12 protein-coding genes and 3 tRNA genes are annotated in these 14,734 nt (G+C 58.4%); 3 read left to right on the top strand and 12 right to left on the bottom strand.

Annotated features, from left to right (window positions below):
* The 8 genes from imuA to tig all read right to left on the bottom strand — a co-directional run bounded on the left by imuA (window position 1) and on the right by tig (window position 10,326).
* Window positions 1-633, bottom strand: a complete 633-nt coding sequence (gene imuA, locus J3P85_RS09630) for a translesion DNA synthesis-associated protein ImuA (protein ID WP_250963988.1) — start codon at window positions 631-633, stop codon at window positions 1-3.
* Entirely contained in the window at window positions 633-1,250 is a 618-nt protein-coding gene (lexA, locus tag J3P85_RS09625; RefSeq protein WP_434705598.1) for a transcriptional repressor LexA, read from the bottom strand. Before lexA ends, imuA begins: the two co-directional genes overlap by 1 nt.
* Before the next feature lie 564 nt (window positions 1,251-1,814).
* Window positions 1,815-3,686: a SurA N-terminal domain-containing protein gene (locus J3P85_RS09620; protein WP_434705597.1), complete on the bottom strand. Its 1,872-nt coding sequence runs from the start codon at window positions 3,684-3,686 to the stop codon at window positions 1,815-1,817.
* A 224-nt stretch (window positions 3,687-3,910) separates the two neighbouring features.
* On the bottom strand, window positions 3,911-4,183 hold the full coding sequence (locus J3P85_RS09615; RefSeq protein ID WP_002552737.1) for an HU family DNA-binding protein: 273 nt from the start codon (window positions 4,181-4,183) through the stop codon (window positions 3,911-3,913).
* Window positions 4,184-4,332: 149 nt separating this feature from the next.
* Window positions 4,333-6,729, bottom strand: coding sequence for an endopeptidase La (lon, locus tag J3P85_RS09610; protein WP_014339302.1), 2,397 nt, complete (start codon window positions 6,727-6,729; stop codon window positions 4,333-4,335).
* A gap of 161 nt (window positions 6,730-6,890) precedes the next feature.
* Window positions 6,891-8,174 carry an ATP-dependent Clp protease ATP-binding subunit ClpX gene (gene clpX, locus J3P85_RS09605; protein ID WP_063322129.1) on the bottom strand — a complete coding sequence of 428 codons (1,284 nt, stop codon included), beginning with the start codon at window positions 8,172-8,174 and terminating at the stop codon, window positions 6,891-6,893.
* Between the two features lie 112 nt (window positions 8,175-8,286).
* On the bottom strand, window positions 8,287-8,922 hold the full coding sequence (gene clpP / locus J3P85_RS09600) for an ATP-dependent Clp endopeptidase proteolytic subunit ClpP (protein ID WP_186609760.1): 636 nt from the start codon (window positions 8,920-8,922) through the stop codon (window positions 8,287-8,289).
* Between the two features lie 93 nt (window positions 8,923-9,015).
* Window positions 9,016-10,326: a trigger factor gene (gene tig, locus J3P85_RS09595; protein ID WP_122568033.1), complete on the bottom strand. Its 1,311-nt coding sequence runs from the start codon at window positions 10,324-10,326 to the stop codon at window positions 9,016-9,018.
* Between the two features lie 264 nt (window positions 10,327-10,590).
* Here tig and J3P85_RS09590 point away from each other — a divergent pair, with 264 nt between their 5' ends.
* Window positions 10,591-10,740 (top strand): hypothetical protein, encoded by a 150-nt coding sequence (locus tag J3P85_RS09590; RefSeq protein WP_411387019.1) that lies wholly within the window; start codon window positions 10,591-10,593, stop codon window positions 10,738-10,740.
* Between the two features lie 9 nt (window positions 10,741-10,749).
* Here J3P85_RS09590 and J3P85_RS09585 read toward each other — a convergent pair.
* From J3P85_RS09585 to J3P85_RS09575, 3 genes are all read right to left on the bottom strand, one after another.
* A tRNA-Leu gene (locus tag J3P85_RS09585) sits at window positions 10,750-10,834 on the bottom strand.
* Window positions 10,835-10,892: 58 nt separating this feature from the next.
* A tRNA-His gene (locus tag J3P85_RS09580) sits at window positions 10,893-10,968 on the bottom strand.
* 41 nt (window positions 10,969-11,009) lie between these two features.
* Window positions 11,010-11,086, bottom strand: a tRNA-Arg gene (locus tag J3P85_RS09575).
* Between the two features lie 281 nt (window positions 11,087-11,367).
* Between J3P85_RS09575 and folD the strand changes: the two genes are divergently transcribed.
* Together folD and pbpG are read left to right on the top strand one after the other, a co-directional pair.
* Entirely contained in the window at window positions 11,368-12,222 is an 855-nt protein-coding gene (folD, locus tag J3P85_RS09570; protein WP_053120836.1) for a bifunctional methylenetetrahydrofolate dehydrogenase/methenyltetrahydrofolate cyclohydrolase FolD, read from the top strand.
* 340 nt (window positions 12,223-12,562) lie between these two features.
* Window positions 12,563-13,501 (top strand): D-alanyl-D-alanine endopeptidase, encoded by a 939-nt coding sequence (gene pbpG, locus J3P85_RS09565; RefSeq protein WP_434706346.1) that lies wholly within the window; start codon window positions 12,563-12,565, stop codon window positions 13,499-13,501.
* Window positions 13,502-14,442: 941 nt separating this feature from the next.
* Here the strand turns inward: pbpG and J3P85_RS09560 are convergent.
* A complete protein-coding gene (locus tag J3P85_RS09560) occupies window positions 14,443-14,640 on the bottom strand; it encodes a DUF6021 family protein (RefSeq protein WP_053183400.1) in 198 nt (65 codons plus the stop codon).
* Window positions 14,641-14,734 lie beyond the last annotated feature (94 nt).

Genomic DNA, 14,734 nt, shown 5'->3' with positions numbered 1-14,734 from the left:
TCAATGCCCGGTTTGTGGGGCGAGCGTGGCAAAGGCAATCGGCGCCGAACGGGCCAGCCCGCCCCGGCACTTGAGCACGCGCAATTGCGCCGGCCGGGTATCGATGGCGATGCGCAAGGCCGCCGGCGACGGGTTGATAGCCTCCTGGATCGGGCGCCAGGCGAATGCCAGGGTCTGGCCGGTTTCCGCCGCCACTTGCAAGCGGCGCAAGGCCCGGTCGTCCGCTTGGCGGGGCCAGCACAGCACCGCGCCACAACTGCCCGATCGCAGGCATTGTTCGGTGGCCCACAGGGCCTCACGCTCATCGGCACGGATGATCGACAACTGGCGTAGGTCGATGCCGGCGTTCTGCCAAGCCTGGGGATAAGGCACGAATGGCGGCGCCACCAACACAATCCGCTCCCCCGCCGCCGCCAGCCGCGCCAGGGTCGGCCAGACCAACTGCAACTCGCCCACGCCCGGCGCGGCGATGAGCAGCTCCGTCAACGCCGCTTCCGGCCAGCCGCCACTGGGCAACGCCGCGTCCAGTGCGTCATGGCCAGTGGGTTGCGGGCTGGCAGCCGGCGGCGCAGGCCGGCCCTTCCAGACCTGGCCGCCGTTGAACAGCGTGTCCAGCGCAACGACAGCGCCCATCAGCCTTGCCTCACCAGGCCACAGAACACCCCTTCTATCGCCAGGTCCTGGTCGGCCTCGACGATGATCGGCTGGTAGGCCGGGTTGCGCGGCAGCAAACGCACCCGCTCGCCAGTGCGCTCGAAGCGCTTGATGGTGACTTCACCGTCCAGGCGCGCCACGACGATCTGGCCGTTGGCAGCCTGCGGCGTACGCTGCACGCCCACCAGGTCACCGTCGAGAATGCCGTCCTCGATCATCGAATCGCCCTGGACCCGCAACAGGTAGTCCGGCGCCTTGGTGAAAATCGCCGGGTCCAGCATCAGGCGACTGTGGACCTCGGCATCGGCGCCAATCGGCAGGCCGGCAGCCACTCGCCCCAGCACCGGCACGTCAAGCAGTTCGGGCCGCAACGGCTGGTTCAGCAAGCGAATGCCCCGGGCCTGGTGCGGATTGACTTCGATGAAACCAGCCTCGGTCAACGCCAGCACATGCTTGCGCGCCACGCTGCGAGAGGCAAAACCGAATGCCTCGCTGATTTCAGCGAGGCTTGGAGGCTGACCCTGATCGGCGATGCGTTCGCGGATAAACGTCAGGATGGCGGTGCGGCGGGGAGAGAGAGTCGTCATGGAGTACATTTGTACTCTTCCGAGATTTTCCTGACAAGCGCCGCCAGTCAGTTCACACCGCAAAACCCTGTGGGAGCGAGCTTGCTCGCGAAGGCATCAGCACATTCAACACCCAGGCAAGCTGATCCACCGCCATCGCGAGCAAGCTCGCTCCCACAATGGGATCGAAGTACGACTGTCAGAACAGGTCGGTTGAAAGACCGTCTTCGCGAGCAGGCTCGCTCCCACAGGGGGAACGCGGTCACACCAAGAACCAGGTCGGCTATCAGGCCGCCTCGCTTTTGCTTTTGATCTTGAGGCCCCGTTAACCACGCTGGCCGAACGCAGGCATTGTGGAGTGGGCATCCCGGCATGGATGCCGGGATAGCCGCGCTGGGCCATGGATGGCCCTTCGCGGCGGGCCCACGGAGCAATGCCGGAGAGAGGGCATGCCGAGCCTAGGCGAGGCACCGAGCACACAAAACCCGACCCCTCTCAAAAAACCAAAAAAAAACGGCACTTCCCATTTCTGAAGAAGCACCGTTTTTTCCAGGTGAACAGCCCAGCCAGATTCGGCCAAGCCTCAACAAGCAATCAGAAACGCTTGATATCCGCCTGACTCTCCAACTGCTTGCGGTACGCCGCAAAGTCCTGCTGACCCACGCGGGACGCAAGGTAGCGGCGATATTGCGCCTTCTCTTCGTCAGTCGGTGCCGCCGCTTCGTTTACACCGTTCAGACGCACGACCACCAGACTGCCGTCAGGCAAGGTCACGCTGCTGAAGGTCGGCTTGTCCTTGGACTCAGGCTTGGGCATGCGGAACAGTGCTTGCAGCACAGCCGGGTCGATGCCTTCCTGGTTGCGGGTGACCGCCTCGGTGGCTTTCCAGCCCTGGCCGTCGACCGGTTTGTCCAGCGGCGTCTTTCCATCACGCAGGTTGGCGATCAACTCGTCGGCGCGGGTCTTGGCCGCTGCGCTGGCGTGTTCCTTGGTCAATTGAGCACGAATAGGGCCAGCCACTTTTTCCAGCGGCAGTTGCTCAGGCTTGCGGTGCTCCTTGGCACGCAGCACCACGACGGTTTCCGGGTCCAGCTCGATGGCGGTGCTGTTGGCACCCTCCTCCAGCACTTCCGGGCTGAACGCCGCAGTCACCACCGCGCGATTGGCCGCAATGCCTTCGCCGCCTTCACGACCGAACGGGGCCGATGTGTGGACGGTCAGCTTCAGGTCCTGGGCCGGTTGCGCCAGGTCGGACGCTTCGAACGAGGCATCTTCCAATTGCTTGGTCGCCTCCACGAAACGCTGCTCCACCTGCTGGGTCTTCAGATCGCGGGTCAGTTTGTCCTTGAGGCTGGCAAAGCTCGGCACTTCAGGCGCTTCGACACCCAGCAGCTTGATCAGGTGCAGACCGAAGTCGGTGCGCACCGGTGCCGAGACCTGATCCTTGTTCAAGGCGTACAAGGCCTTTTCGAACTCCGGATCGTAGACGCCTGGGCCGGCATAGCCGAGATCGCCGCCGTTGTTCGCCGAACCCGGATCCTGGGAAAACTCCTTCGCCAGGGCTTCAAACGATTCGCCTTTGGCCAGGCGAGCCTGGACCTCTTCGATCTTCGCCTTGGCCTGGGCTTCGGTGACCTTGTCGTTCACTTCGATCAGGATGTGCGCAGCCCGACGTTGCTCGGACAGATTGGCGATTTCTTTCTGGTAAGCCGCTTGCAGGTCTTCGTCCTTGACGCTGACCTGATCGAAGAAAGAGGCTTTCTTCAGCTCGAGGTAATCGATGACCACCTGGTCAGGCGTCATGAATTCCTTGGCGTGTTGGTCGTAGTAAGCCTTGACCTCATCATCGGTCAGCTTCACCGACGCCGGATCGGCCTTGATGTCCAAGGTGGCGAAATCACGGGTCTGCTTTTCCAAGCGGGCGAATGCCAGCACCTGGGCATCGGTGACGAAACCGCTACCTGCCAGGCCGGCGCGCAACTGACCGATCAGCATTTCCTGAGCCAGCATCTGGCGGAATTGCATACGGCTGTAACCCAGCTGGCGGATCACTTGATCGAAACGCTCGGCGCTGAATTTGCCATCGACCTGGAACTCAGGCGTTTGCAGGACCACTTGATCGAGCGCAGCTTCGGAGAAAGCGAATTTCGCATCGTGTGCGCCTTGCAGCAGCAACTTGCGATCGATCAGGCCCTTGAGTGCCGAATCGCGCAGCATTTTTTCGTCCAGCAGGGAGGCGTCGAAATCCTTGCCCAACTGTTGCATGAGCTGACGGCGTTGCATGTCGACCGCTTGGCTCAGCTCGTTCTGGCTGATCTCTTCGCCGTTGACCTTGGCCGCTTCATTGGTGTTCGAGGTGGCTTGAAAAATGGCTTCGAAACCGGTCAACGCCATCAATGCGACGATGATCCCGATGATGGTCTTGGCAATCCAGCCTTGTGAATTGTCCCTGATATTCTGCAGCATGCGTCCCCCAGAAACGGTTGAACTTCAAATTTAGGCAACCGTGGAGCGTGGGTAGAATCCGGATAGAAGAAAGGCGCATCCGAGGATGCGCCTTCTCGTAACTGGCGGAGCGGACCGGGCTCGAACCTGCAAGCCCTGGCGTGCCAGACCGGTAGCAACCGGTCGTATTACCGCTCCGCTGCCAAGCCAGGCATGACCCCGACCCGGATAAACTCAACGAAACCTTAGTTAACGGCTTCTTTCAGTGCTTTACCAGCTTTGAAGCCTGGCTTTTTGGCAGCAGCGATTTCCAGCGTCTTACCGGTCTGCGGGTTGCGACCGATACGAGCAGGACGATCGGTCACGGAGAAGGTGCCGAAACCAACCAGAACAACGGAGTCGCCAGCCTTGAGAGCGCCAGTGACGGATTCGATTACAGCGTCCAGCGCACGGCCAGCAGCAGCTTTCGGGATATCAGCGGATGCAGCGATAGCATCAATCAGTTCCGACTTGTTCACTCTAAGTCCCCTTATATCTATTTGAGATGATTCTAAGTTTTTTTGGTGAAAGCAAAAACGAGTGCTGAATGGCCTGCAGACACTTAAGAGCCGCTTTATAACAAGGGCTCTAAAAAACTGTCAAGGAAGGCCCCCCAGGCAAATGCGTATTAATGCGTGCTAATTCTTTCCTTAGAGTCAGACTCTCGCTTTTCTTCCTTCGCGACAATCTCCGGAGCCACATCCGGCAAGGGCTCCGGCGCGTATTGCAGCGCAATTTGCAGGACCTCGTCAATCCATTTAACCGGTTTGATCTGAAGATCTTGCTTGATGTTGTCAGGAATTTCCTTCAGATCGCGGACATTCTCTTCGGGAATGATCACGATCTTGATCCCGCCACGGTGTGCCGCCAGCAGTTTTTCCTTCAATCCACCAATCGCCAGCACTTGACCGCGCAGCGTGATTTCACCCGTCATGGCCACGTCGGCGCGCACCGGAATACCGGTCAAGGCCGAGACCAGGGCCGTGCACATGCCTACACCCGCGCTTGGGCCGTCCTTGGGCGTAGCCCCTTCAGGCATGTGGATGTGCGTGTCGCGCTTCTCATGGAAGTCCAGGGGAATGCCCAGGCTCCGGGCGCGGCTGCGAACCACCGTCAATGCCGCGGTGATCGACTCGACCATCACGTCGCCCAGGGAACCGGTCTTGATCAGTTGCCCCTTGCCCGGTACCACGGCCGCTTCGATGGTCAGCAACTCGCCACCGACCTGAGTCCACGCCAGGCCAGTCACCTGGCCGATCTGGTCCTGCTGCTCGGCCAAGCCGTAGCGGAACTTGCGCACGCCCAGGAAGTGCTCCAGCAGGTCCGCAGTGACCTTGACCGCGAAGCGTTTTTCCAGCGCATGTTCCTTGACCGCCTTGCGGCAAACCTTGGCAATCTGCCGCTCCAGGCCACGCACACCGGCTTCGCGGGTGTAGTAGCGGATGATGTCGCGAATCGCTTCCTCGTCGAATTCCAGCTCGCCTTTTTTCAGGCCATTGGCCTGGATCTGCTTGGGCGAAAGGTACTTCACGGCGATGTTGATCTTCTCGTCTTCGGTATAGCCCGGCAGACGAATCACCTCCATCCGGTCCAGCAATGCTGGCGGGATGTTCATGGAGTTGGAGGTGCAGAGGAACATCACGTCCGACAGGTCGTAGTCGACCTCCAGGTAGTGATCGTTGAAGTTGTGGTTCTGCTCCGGATCGAGCACTTCGAGCAATGCAGAGGCGGGATCGCCGCGCATGTCGCTGCCCATCTTGTCGATTTCGTCCAGAAGGAACAGCGGATTGCGCACGCCGACCTTTGTCATCTTTTGAATCAATCTTCCTGGCATCGAACCGATGTAGGTACGGCGATGACCACGAATTTCCGCCTCGTCACGCACGCCACCCAGGGCCATGCGCACGAATTTACGGTTGGTCGCGTGGGCAATCGACTCTGCCAGGGAGGTTTTACCCACCCCGGGAGGACCGACCAGGCACAGGACCGGACCGCGAATCTTCTTCACGCGCTTCTGCACGGCGAGGTATTCAAGGATGCGTTCCTTGACCTCTTCCAGACCGTAATGGTCGGCATCGAGGATGTCTTCGGCGCGTGCCAGGTCCAGACGCACCTTGCTCTGGGCTTTCCACGGCACCTGGACCAGCCAGTCGATGTAGGAGCGCACCACGGTGGCTTCGGCAGACATCGGCGACATTTGCTTGAGCTTGTTCAGTTCAGCCTGGGCCTTGGCCAAGGCATCCTTGGGCAAGCCGGCGGCATCGATGCGCTTTTTCAGCTCTTCGATTTCGTTGTGGCCTTCATCGCCATCACCCAGCTCTTTCTGAATGGCCTTCATCTGCTCATTCAGGTAGTACTCGCGCTGGCTGCGCTCCATCTGCTTCTTGACGCGACCACGAATGCGTTTTTCAACCTGCAACAGATCGATTTCGCCATCGAGCAATGCGAGCACGTGTTCGACACGGGCCGACAGATCGATGATCTCGAGAATTTCCTGCTTCTGCTCGATCTTGAGGGCCATGTGGGCCGCCATCGTATCAACCAGCCGTCCAGGCTCGTCGATGCTGTTAAGCGACGACAGGACCTCTGCAGGCACCTTCTTGCCCAATTGCACGTATTGTTCGAACTGTGACAGCAGGCTACGGACAAACACCTCTGATTCACGCTCGGGCGCATCGACTTCTTCGATCAGCGACACCTCGGCCCGGCAGTGGCCGTCCACTTCGCTGAAACGTTCGACAGTACCGCGCTGCTCGCCTTCGACCAGGACCTTGACGGTACCATCGGGCAACTTGAGCAACTGCAGAACCGTTGCAATCGTACCTACGCGATAAAGTGCGTCTTCGCCGGGATCATCGTCGGCTGGATTTCTCTGAGCCAGCAGCAGAATCTGCTTGTCACCCGTCATCGCAGCCTCAAGGGCTTCGATGGACTTCTCGCGCCCCACGAACAGCGGGATAACCATGTGCGGATACACCACGACATCGCGCAATGGCAGGAGAGGCAATTCGATGGTTGTCTTCATGATTTCGCCTCTACGGCGGCCCTAGGGCCGGAAACAGATGGAAGTAAGCTTGAAACCAAGATGGGGGCAGCCTTGAAAAAAAACAAGCGCTAAGACACGTCTAAAACGCGCTAAAAGCAAAGGGGCCCGAAGGCCCCTTCTTTATTCCGGCAGCGGGACGCTTAAGCGTCCGGTGCGGCCTTGGCAGCCGGCTCATTGTTTTCATAGATATACAATGGCTTGGACTTGCCTTCTATAACGCTTTCGTCGATCACGACTTTACTCACCTCGGACTGCGAGGGGATTTCATACATCGTGTCGAGCAATACGCCTTCGAGAATCGAGCGCAACCCACGGGCACCGGTCTTACGCTCCAGGGCACGTTTGGCGACCGATTTCAGCGCGTCGGAACGGAACTCCAGGTCTACACCTTCCATTTCGAACAGCTTGGCATACTGCTTGGTCAGGGCGTTTTTCGGCTCGGTCAGAATCTGCATCAACGCCGCTTCATCCAACTCATCCAGCGTTGCCAGGACCGGCAGACGACCGACGAATTCCGGGATCAGACCGAACTTGACCAAATCGTCAGGCTCGACTTCACGCAGGGACTCACCCACCTTCTTGCCTTCTTCCTTGCTGCGCACTTCGGCGTTGAAACCAATGCCGCCGCGGGTGGAACGGTTCTGAATAACCTTTTCCAGGCCGGAGAACGCACCGCCGCAGATGAACAGGATGTTACGGGTATCAACTTGCAGGAATTCCTGCTGCGGATGCTTGCGACCACCTTGGGGTGGAACGGAAGCGACCGTGCCTTCGATCAACTTGAGCAAGGCCTGCTGCACGCCTTCACCGGAAACGTCCCGGGTGATGGACGGGTTGTCGGACTTGCGGGAAATCTTGTCGATTTCATCGATGTAGACAATGCCCATCTGGGCCTTTTCCACATCGTAGTCGCACTTCTGCAACAACTTCTGAATGATGTTCTCGACGTCTTCACCGACATAACCCGCCTCGGTGAGGGTGGTTGCATCGGCGATGGTGAACGGAACGTTCAGCAAGCGGGCCAGGGTTTCGGCAAGCAGGGTCTTACCCGAGCCTGTCGGGCCGATCAGCAAGATGTTGCTCTTGCCGAGTTCGACCTCGTCATTCTTCTTGTCACGCTGGTTCAGGCGCTTGTAGTGGTTGTACACCGCTACGGCCAGTACCTTTTTCGCACGTTCCTGACCAATCACATACTGATCAAGGATGCCGCTGATTTCTTTAGGCGAAGGCAATTTATGCGCGCTGCTCTCGGCCTGGGCTTCCTGCACCTCCTCGCGGATGATGTCATTGCACAGGTCGACGCACTCGTCGCAAATGAAGACCGAGGGGCCGGCAATCAATTTGCGCACTTCATGCTGGCTTTTGCCACAGAAGGAGCAATAAAGCAGTTTGCCGTTGTCCTCGCCGTTGCGGGTGTCAGTCATTCGATCGATCCAAATCCGATAGGCTTGCAACACAAGATGAAGGCAATTGCGGGCTTTTTCAAGCCCGCAGGTGATCGGACCTGCCGATCAACCTCATTTTGAGCTGCTTATTTTAAGCGGGGCGCTGGCTGATCACTTCATCGATCAGACCATATTCACGTGCGGCTTCAGCGCTCATGAAGTTGTCGCGATTGGTATCGCGCTCGATTTCTTCAAGCGTGCGCCCGCTGTGCTTGGCCATCAAGGTGTTGAGGCGCTCGCGGATGAAGAGGATTTCCTTGGCATGGATTTCGATATCCGATGCCTGGCCCTGGAAACCGCCCAGTGGCTGGTGAATCATCACGCGCGAGTTCGGCAGGCAATAACGCTTGCCATGGGCACCAGCAGTCAGCAAAAACGCGCCCATGCTGCACGCCTGGCCGATACAGGTCGTCGAAACGTTAGGCTTGATGAACTGCATGGTGTCGTAGATCGACATGCCCGCCGTCACCGAACCGCCCGGGGAGTTGATATAGAGATGGATGTCTTTGTCCGGGTTTTCGGCTTCAAGGAACAGCAGCTGCGCGCAGATCAGGTTGGCCATGTAGTCCTCTACCGGCCCCACCAAAAAGATCACGCGTTCCTTGAGCAGACGCGAATAGATGTCATAGGCACGTTCGCCACGGGCGGACTGCTCGATAACCATCGGGACCAGGCCGCCTGCGGCCTGGATGTCAGAGCTCTGCTGATAAAAAGAATTGCGGGACATGTCTCGCAGTCACTCCCAAATAGTTATGTCTTGAATACGCATAAGCCAGCACGAAGGCTGGCTTATGGGTGTTTATTTCTTACCGCAGAACCATCAATCGGCTTGTGGAGCTTCCACCGGCTTGACCGCTTCTTCGTAAGAGACCGCTTTATCGGTCACGCTAGCTTTCTGCAGAACAGTATCCACAACTTGTTCTTCCAGCACAACCGAACGGACTTCGTTCAGTTGCTGGTCGTTCTTGTAGTACCAGGACACGACTTGCTCAGGCTCCTGGTAGGCCGAGGCCATTTCCTGGATCAGCTCGCGAACACGGGCTTCGTCAGGCTTGAGTTCGAACTGCTTGACCACTTCGGCGACGATCAGGCCCAGCACGACGCGGCGCTTGGCTTGCTCTTCGAACAGCTCGGCAGGCAGTTGGTCCGGCTTGATGTTGCCGCCGAACTGCTGAACAGCCTGCACGCGCAGACGGTTCACTTCGTTGTCCAGCAGGGCCTTTGGCACTTCGATCGGGTTGGAAGCCAGCAGACCATCCATGACCTGGTTCTTGACCTTGGACTTGATGGCCTGGCGCAGTTCACGCTCCATGTTCTTGCGAACTTCGGCGCGGAAACCTTCCAGACCGGTTTCCTTGATGCCGAACTGGGCGAAGAATTCTTCGTTCAGCTCAGGCAGTTTCGGCTCGGAAACGCTGTTGACGGTCACGGTGAACTCGGCGGCTTTGCCAGCCAGGTCCAGGTTCTGGTAGTCCTCAGGGAAGGTCACGTTCAGCACGCGCTCTTCACCGGCCTTGGCGCCAACCAGGCCATCTTCGAAGCCAGGGATCATGCGACCGGAGCCCAGTACCAGCTGGGTAGCCTTGGCGGAACCGCCAGCGAACACTTCACCGTCGACCTTGCCGACGAAATCGATGTTCAGTTGGTCTTCGTTCTGGGCTGCACGCTCGGTCACTTCGAAACGGGTGTTCTGCTTGCGCAGGATGTCCAGCATCTTGTCCAGGTCGGCATCCGACACATCAGCGCTCAGGCGCTCGACGGCGATGGATTCGAAACCGGCAACCGTGAACTCCGGGAACACTTCGAAAGTAGCGACGAATTCCAGGTCCTTGCCTTTTTCCAGCACTTTAGGCTCGACGGACGGAGCGCCGGCCGGGTTCAGCTTCTGCTCGACGACCGCTTCGTAGAACGAAGACTGGATCACGTCGCCCACGGCTTCCTGACGCGCATCAGCTTCGTAACGCTGACGGATCACGCTCATTGGCACTTTGCCTGGGCGGAAACCTGGGATTTTGGCCTTTTGGGCAGTCTGCTGCAGACGCTTGTTGACCTGAGTCTCGATGCGCTCAGCCGGCACGGTGATGCTCATGCGGCGCTCAAGAGCAGAAGTATTTTCAACAGAAACTTGCATGGATATTCCTCGTTGCACAGACGTTGGCCGGGCGTTTCCGACCCCAGAATCAAGGGCATGCATTCTAGTAGGTCAAACTCAAGAAGTCACCCTACTGAAAACGCGCTGGAAACAGGCGCCGGATTTAGGAAGGGACAAACGGTCATGCCCCACCCGGATTGCAAATACAGTCGATTCAGTCCAGGGCTCTGCGCCAACGCTTCTATATATAGAAGCGGCTTGTCCGATCGCGCAGCGCCCCGCCCCACAAGGAGACCGACGGGCATGCTACGCATCATCACGAAACATATTCGCGACAAACCGTCCGCTGCGCTCAACCGCAAAAAACAGCGCCGACGCCAGACACAGAACCACCGAAAACAAAAACGGCGCAGCCCTTTTCAGGTACTGCGCCGTTTTCTGCTATTTAAATAGCGACTTGTATGGTGCGGACGGAGAGACTCGAACTCTCACACCTTGCGGCGCTGGAACCTAAATCCAGTGTGTCTACCAATTCCACCACATCCGCGTATCAAGCTTTTAAAGCAAAGGCGCCAGATTGTTAGATCTGGCGCCTTTCTAGAATATGGGGTGGACGATGGGGATCGAACCCACGACAACGGGAGTCACAATCCCGTGCTCTACCAACTGAGCTACGCCCACCATATTGCCTTGTTGCCTTACTTGTGCCAAAGCTGCCTAATTGGCGCACCCGGCAGGACTCGAACCTGCGACCATCCGCTTAGAAGGCGGATGCTCTATCCAGCTGAGCTACGGGCGCCTTTTTAATCTGTATTCTTGGACGATTACAAACTAAGTGCTTTCAGTTTTGCCGAGTTGAAACAACCAACTCCGCTCGACCTTCTTAACCAGTGCTAGGCTGTGCCCGACAAGTGCGACGAATGTTATAGACGGCCTGATAGGTCGTCAACTCTTTTTTAAAAAAAATTCATTTAATTAAAGGGGTTAGGGGAATTTGCAGACCAAGCGCCTTTGCCCTCACGCCCCGGCGTGCGAGAATGCGCTCTCTTTTTTTCCCCTCTCGATGGTTAACCACGCGCAATGACTGCACAACTTATCGACGGCAAATCGATCGCCGCCAGCCTGCGCCAGCAGATCGCCCAACGAGTCACCGAGCGCCGCCAGCAAGGCCTGCGCACGCCCGGCCTTGCGGTGATCCTGGTCGGCAGCGATCCTGCCTCTCAGGTTTATGTCTCGCACAAGCGTAAAGACTGTGAAGAGGTCGGCTTCCTTTCCCAGGCCTACGACCTGCCTTCCGAAACCACCCAGCAAGCGTTGGCCGATCTGATCGATCGCCTGAACGACGATCCGAACATCGACGGTGTTCTGCTCCAGTTGCCGCTGCCTGAACACCTCGACGCCTCCAAGCTGCTGGAGCGTATCCGTCCAGACAAAGACGTCGACGGCTTCCATCCTTATAACGTCGGCCGCCTGGCCCAGCGTATCCCACTGCTTCGCCCCTGCACCCCCAAGGGCATCATGACCTTGCTGGAAAGCACTGGCGTGGACCTGTATGGCCTTGATGCCGTGGTGGTGGGGGCGTCCAACATCGTTGGTCGCCCGATGGCCATGGAGTTGCTGCTGGCCGGCTGCACCGTGACCGTGACCCATCGCTTCACCAAGGACCTGGCCGGCCATGTCGGCCGTGCCGACCTGGTGGTAGTGGCCGCCGGCAAACCCGGCCTGGTCAGGGGGGAGTGGATCAAGGAGGGCGCCATCGTCATCGACGTGGGCATCAATCGCCAGGACGACGGCAAGCTGGTGGGCGACGTGGTCTACGAGACCGCCCTGCCCCGCGCTGGCTGGATCACCCCGGTACCCGGCGGCGTAGGCCCGATGACCCGCGCCTGCCTATTGGAAAACACGTTGTACGCGGCCGAAACACTGCACAGCTGACAGCCCTCGACAAAGCCCCTGTGGGAGCGAGCTTGCTCGCGATAGCGGTAGACCGGCCAACCTCGTGGTTGACTGACACACCGTTATCGCGAGCAAGCTCGCTCCCACAAGTGTTTCTGGTGATTGGGATTTAGCCGCCAGGTATCGGTCGTTTGCACGGCTCGCGCAAACTACGAATTTTTCAGATTCGATTCGCCAGAATCCCCCTTCATTAAACTTTATTTATTCACAACCCCTGGCGGTACAGGCATATAGCGCTGCTGTCGCCCATACTCCTAGAATGCGACGTTTTTTTAAGTCGTTGCTCAACGGCACCTTCAACTCCATCGAGTCTACTCGCGTGAAAATCCATCTTTCGATCATCAGCCTGTTCATCGCTTTCACAGGCAGCCTTATCACGCAAAACGTCGTTGCACAGGAAACCATCGCAGCCCCTCGGGACACGGCCAAGCTGCAAGTCGCCTCGGGCAGCGCGATGTTGCTGGACTTGCAGACGGATAAAGTCGTCTATTCGAGCAACCCCGACGTGGTGGTGCCGATCGCTTCGGTGACCAAGTTGATGACCGGTCTGATCGTGCTGGATGCCAAACAGAACCTGGATGAATACATCTCCATCACCATCGCCAACACTCCGGAGATGAAGGGGGTATTTTCGCGGGTCAAGCTCAACAGCGAACTGTCACGCCGGGACGTTTTGCTGATCGCCCTGATGTCTTCGGAAAACCGCGCCGCCGCCAGCCTCGCCCACCACTATCCGGGCGGCTATGCGGCGTTCATTGCCGCCATGAACGCCAAGGCCAAGGCGCTGGGCATGACCAGCACGCATTACGTCGAGCCGACGGGCCTGTCGATCAACAACGTCTCCACTGCCAGGGACCTGACCAAGTTGCTGATCGCCGCCCGCAAGTACCCGCTGCTGAGCGAATTGAGTACGACCAAGGAAAAGACCGTTACCTTCCGCAAACCGGTGTATAGCCTGGGGTTTCGCAATACCGACCATTTGGTTCACAAGGCCAACTGGGATATCCAGTTGACCAAGACCGGCTTTACCAACCAAGCCGGCCACTGCCTGGTGCTGGTCACGAAGATGGGCAATCGCCCGATGGCGCTGGTGATCCTCGACGCCTTTGGCAAGTACACGCACTTCGCCGATGCCAGCCGGATTCGTAGCTGGGTGGAAACCGGAAAAAGCGCCGCCGTGCCGGCGGTGGCCCTGCAATACAAGGCCGCCAAGAATCTCAAGAGCCGCCAGAGTGGGGTGGTGGAAGCTTCCAAGTAATCCACGCGTCGTCATGCTGTTCACTTAGAAAAAGCGGCGCTTCTTTCAAGTAGAAATGGGGAGCGCCGTTTTTTGCTTGGGTTTTGAGTTTTGGGTGTATATCCGTTTCTTCGGTAACGGCTACTTAGGGTTCCGCTTTTACAGCGGGTCACTTTTGAGAAGCGCAAAAGTAACCAAAACGCTTTTGCCCCACCACTCGGTGCCTCGCTAAGGCTCGGCATGCCTTCACTCCGGCATTGCTCCGTGGGCCGCCGCGAAGGGCCATCCATGGCCCAGCGCGGCTAACCCGGCATCCATGCCGGGTTGCCCACGAACCAATGCCTGCGTTCAGCCATCGTGGTTAACGGGGCGCCCGAGATCAACGTCCACCGCGAGGCGGCCTGATAGCCGACCTGGCTCTATGGTGATCGCGTTTCTTCAGTGGGAGCGGGCTTGCTTGCGAAGGCGGTGGGTCAGTTTACGGCGATGTTGGATCGGCCGGCGTCATCGCGAGCAAGCTCGCTCCCACAAAGTTCTGTGGCGTATATGCATTTTGTGGCTGCCGAAAATCCATGTGGGAGCGAGCTTGCTCGCGATAGCGGTGGCTCAGCCACATAAATGTCGGCATGTGCCCCGCTCTTGCTCTTGCTCTTGCTCTGCTTCGGATCTTGATCTTGATCTGGACGCCCCGTTAAACCACGCTGGCCGAACGCAGGCATTGCGCAGTGGGCATCCCGGCATGGATGCCGGGATAGCCGCGCTGGGCCATGGATGGCCCTTCGCGGCGGCCCACGGAGCAATGCCGGAGTGAGGGCACACCGAGCCTAAGCGAGGTGCCGAGTGGTGGGGCAAAGCGTTTTTGGTTACTTTTGGCGCTTTTCCAAAAGTGACCCGCTGTAAGAGCGGAACCATAAGCCGCCGTTACGCAAAAAACGGATATACACACCAAACCACGCGTCTATCTACGGCTTCAGGTCACCCAGCGGATCATAAGACTTGGGCTTGCCCTCATCCTTCTTCTTGTCCAGAGGCGCCTTGGCCGGCCCGACCGGATCGACCTGGGGATCCTCAAGGTCCGGCGAGTCCGGATCGAACCCCAAATCATCACCACTGGAATGCTCGGATGAATGTGGCCCCGTAGGTGTTTTCGACTGTGCCATGCGTGCCTCCTCCTATCACGGTCGGAAAAATGCCCAACCCTGACGATAAGAGCCTCAGCCCTGCCAGGTCGTGCCCGGCAAGTGACGAACGGGA

This window comes from Pseudomonas sp. Z1-12, from assembly GCF_051132015.1.
Taxonomy (GTDB): Bacteria; Pseudomonadota; Gammaproteobacteria; order Pseudomonadales; family Pseudomonadaceae; genus Aquipseudomonas; species Aquipseudomonas zanjanensis.
Note: the sequence above shows the minus strand (reverse complement) of the source record. Positions and strands in the feature narration are given on the sequence as shown.

Coding starts and splice junctions, on each gene's coding strand:
- imuA (WP_250963988.1), bottom strand. CDS start 633: ATGGGCGCTGTCGTTGCGCTGGACACGCTGTTCAACGGCGGCCAGGTC.
- lexA (WP_434705598.1), bottom strand. CDS start 1,250: ATGTACTCCATGACGACTCTCTCTCCCCGCCGCACCGCCATCCTGACG.
- J3P85_RS09620 (WP_434705597.1), bottom strand. CDS start 3,686: ATGCTGCAGAATATCAGGGACAATTCACAAGGCTGGATTGCCAAGACC.
- lon (WP_014339302.1), bottom strand. CDS start 6,729: ATGAAGACAACCATCGAATTGCCTCTCCTGCCATTGCGCGATGTCGTG.
- clpX (WP_063322129.1), bottom strand. CDS start 8,174: ATGACTGACACCCGCAACGGCGAGGACAACGGCAAACTGCTTTATTGC.
- clpP (WP_186609760.1), bottom strand. CDS start 8,922: ATGTCCCGCAATTCTTTTTATCAGCAGAGCTCTGACATCCAGGCCGCA.
- tig (WP_122568033.1), bottom strand. CDS start 10,326: ATGCAAGTTTCTGTTGAAAATACTTCTGCTCTTGAGCGCCGCATGAGC.
- J3P85_RS09590 (WP_411387019.1), top strand. CDS start 10,591: ATGCTACGCATCATCACGAAACATATTCGCGACAAACCGTCCGCTGCG.
- folD (WP_053120836.1), top strand. CDS start 11,368: ATGACTGCACAACTTATCGACGGCAAATCGATCGCCGCCAGCCTGCGC.
- J3P85_RS09560 (WP_053183400.1), bottom strand. CDS start 14,640: ATGGCACAGTCGAAAACACCTACGGGGCCACATTCATCCGAGCATTCC.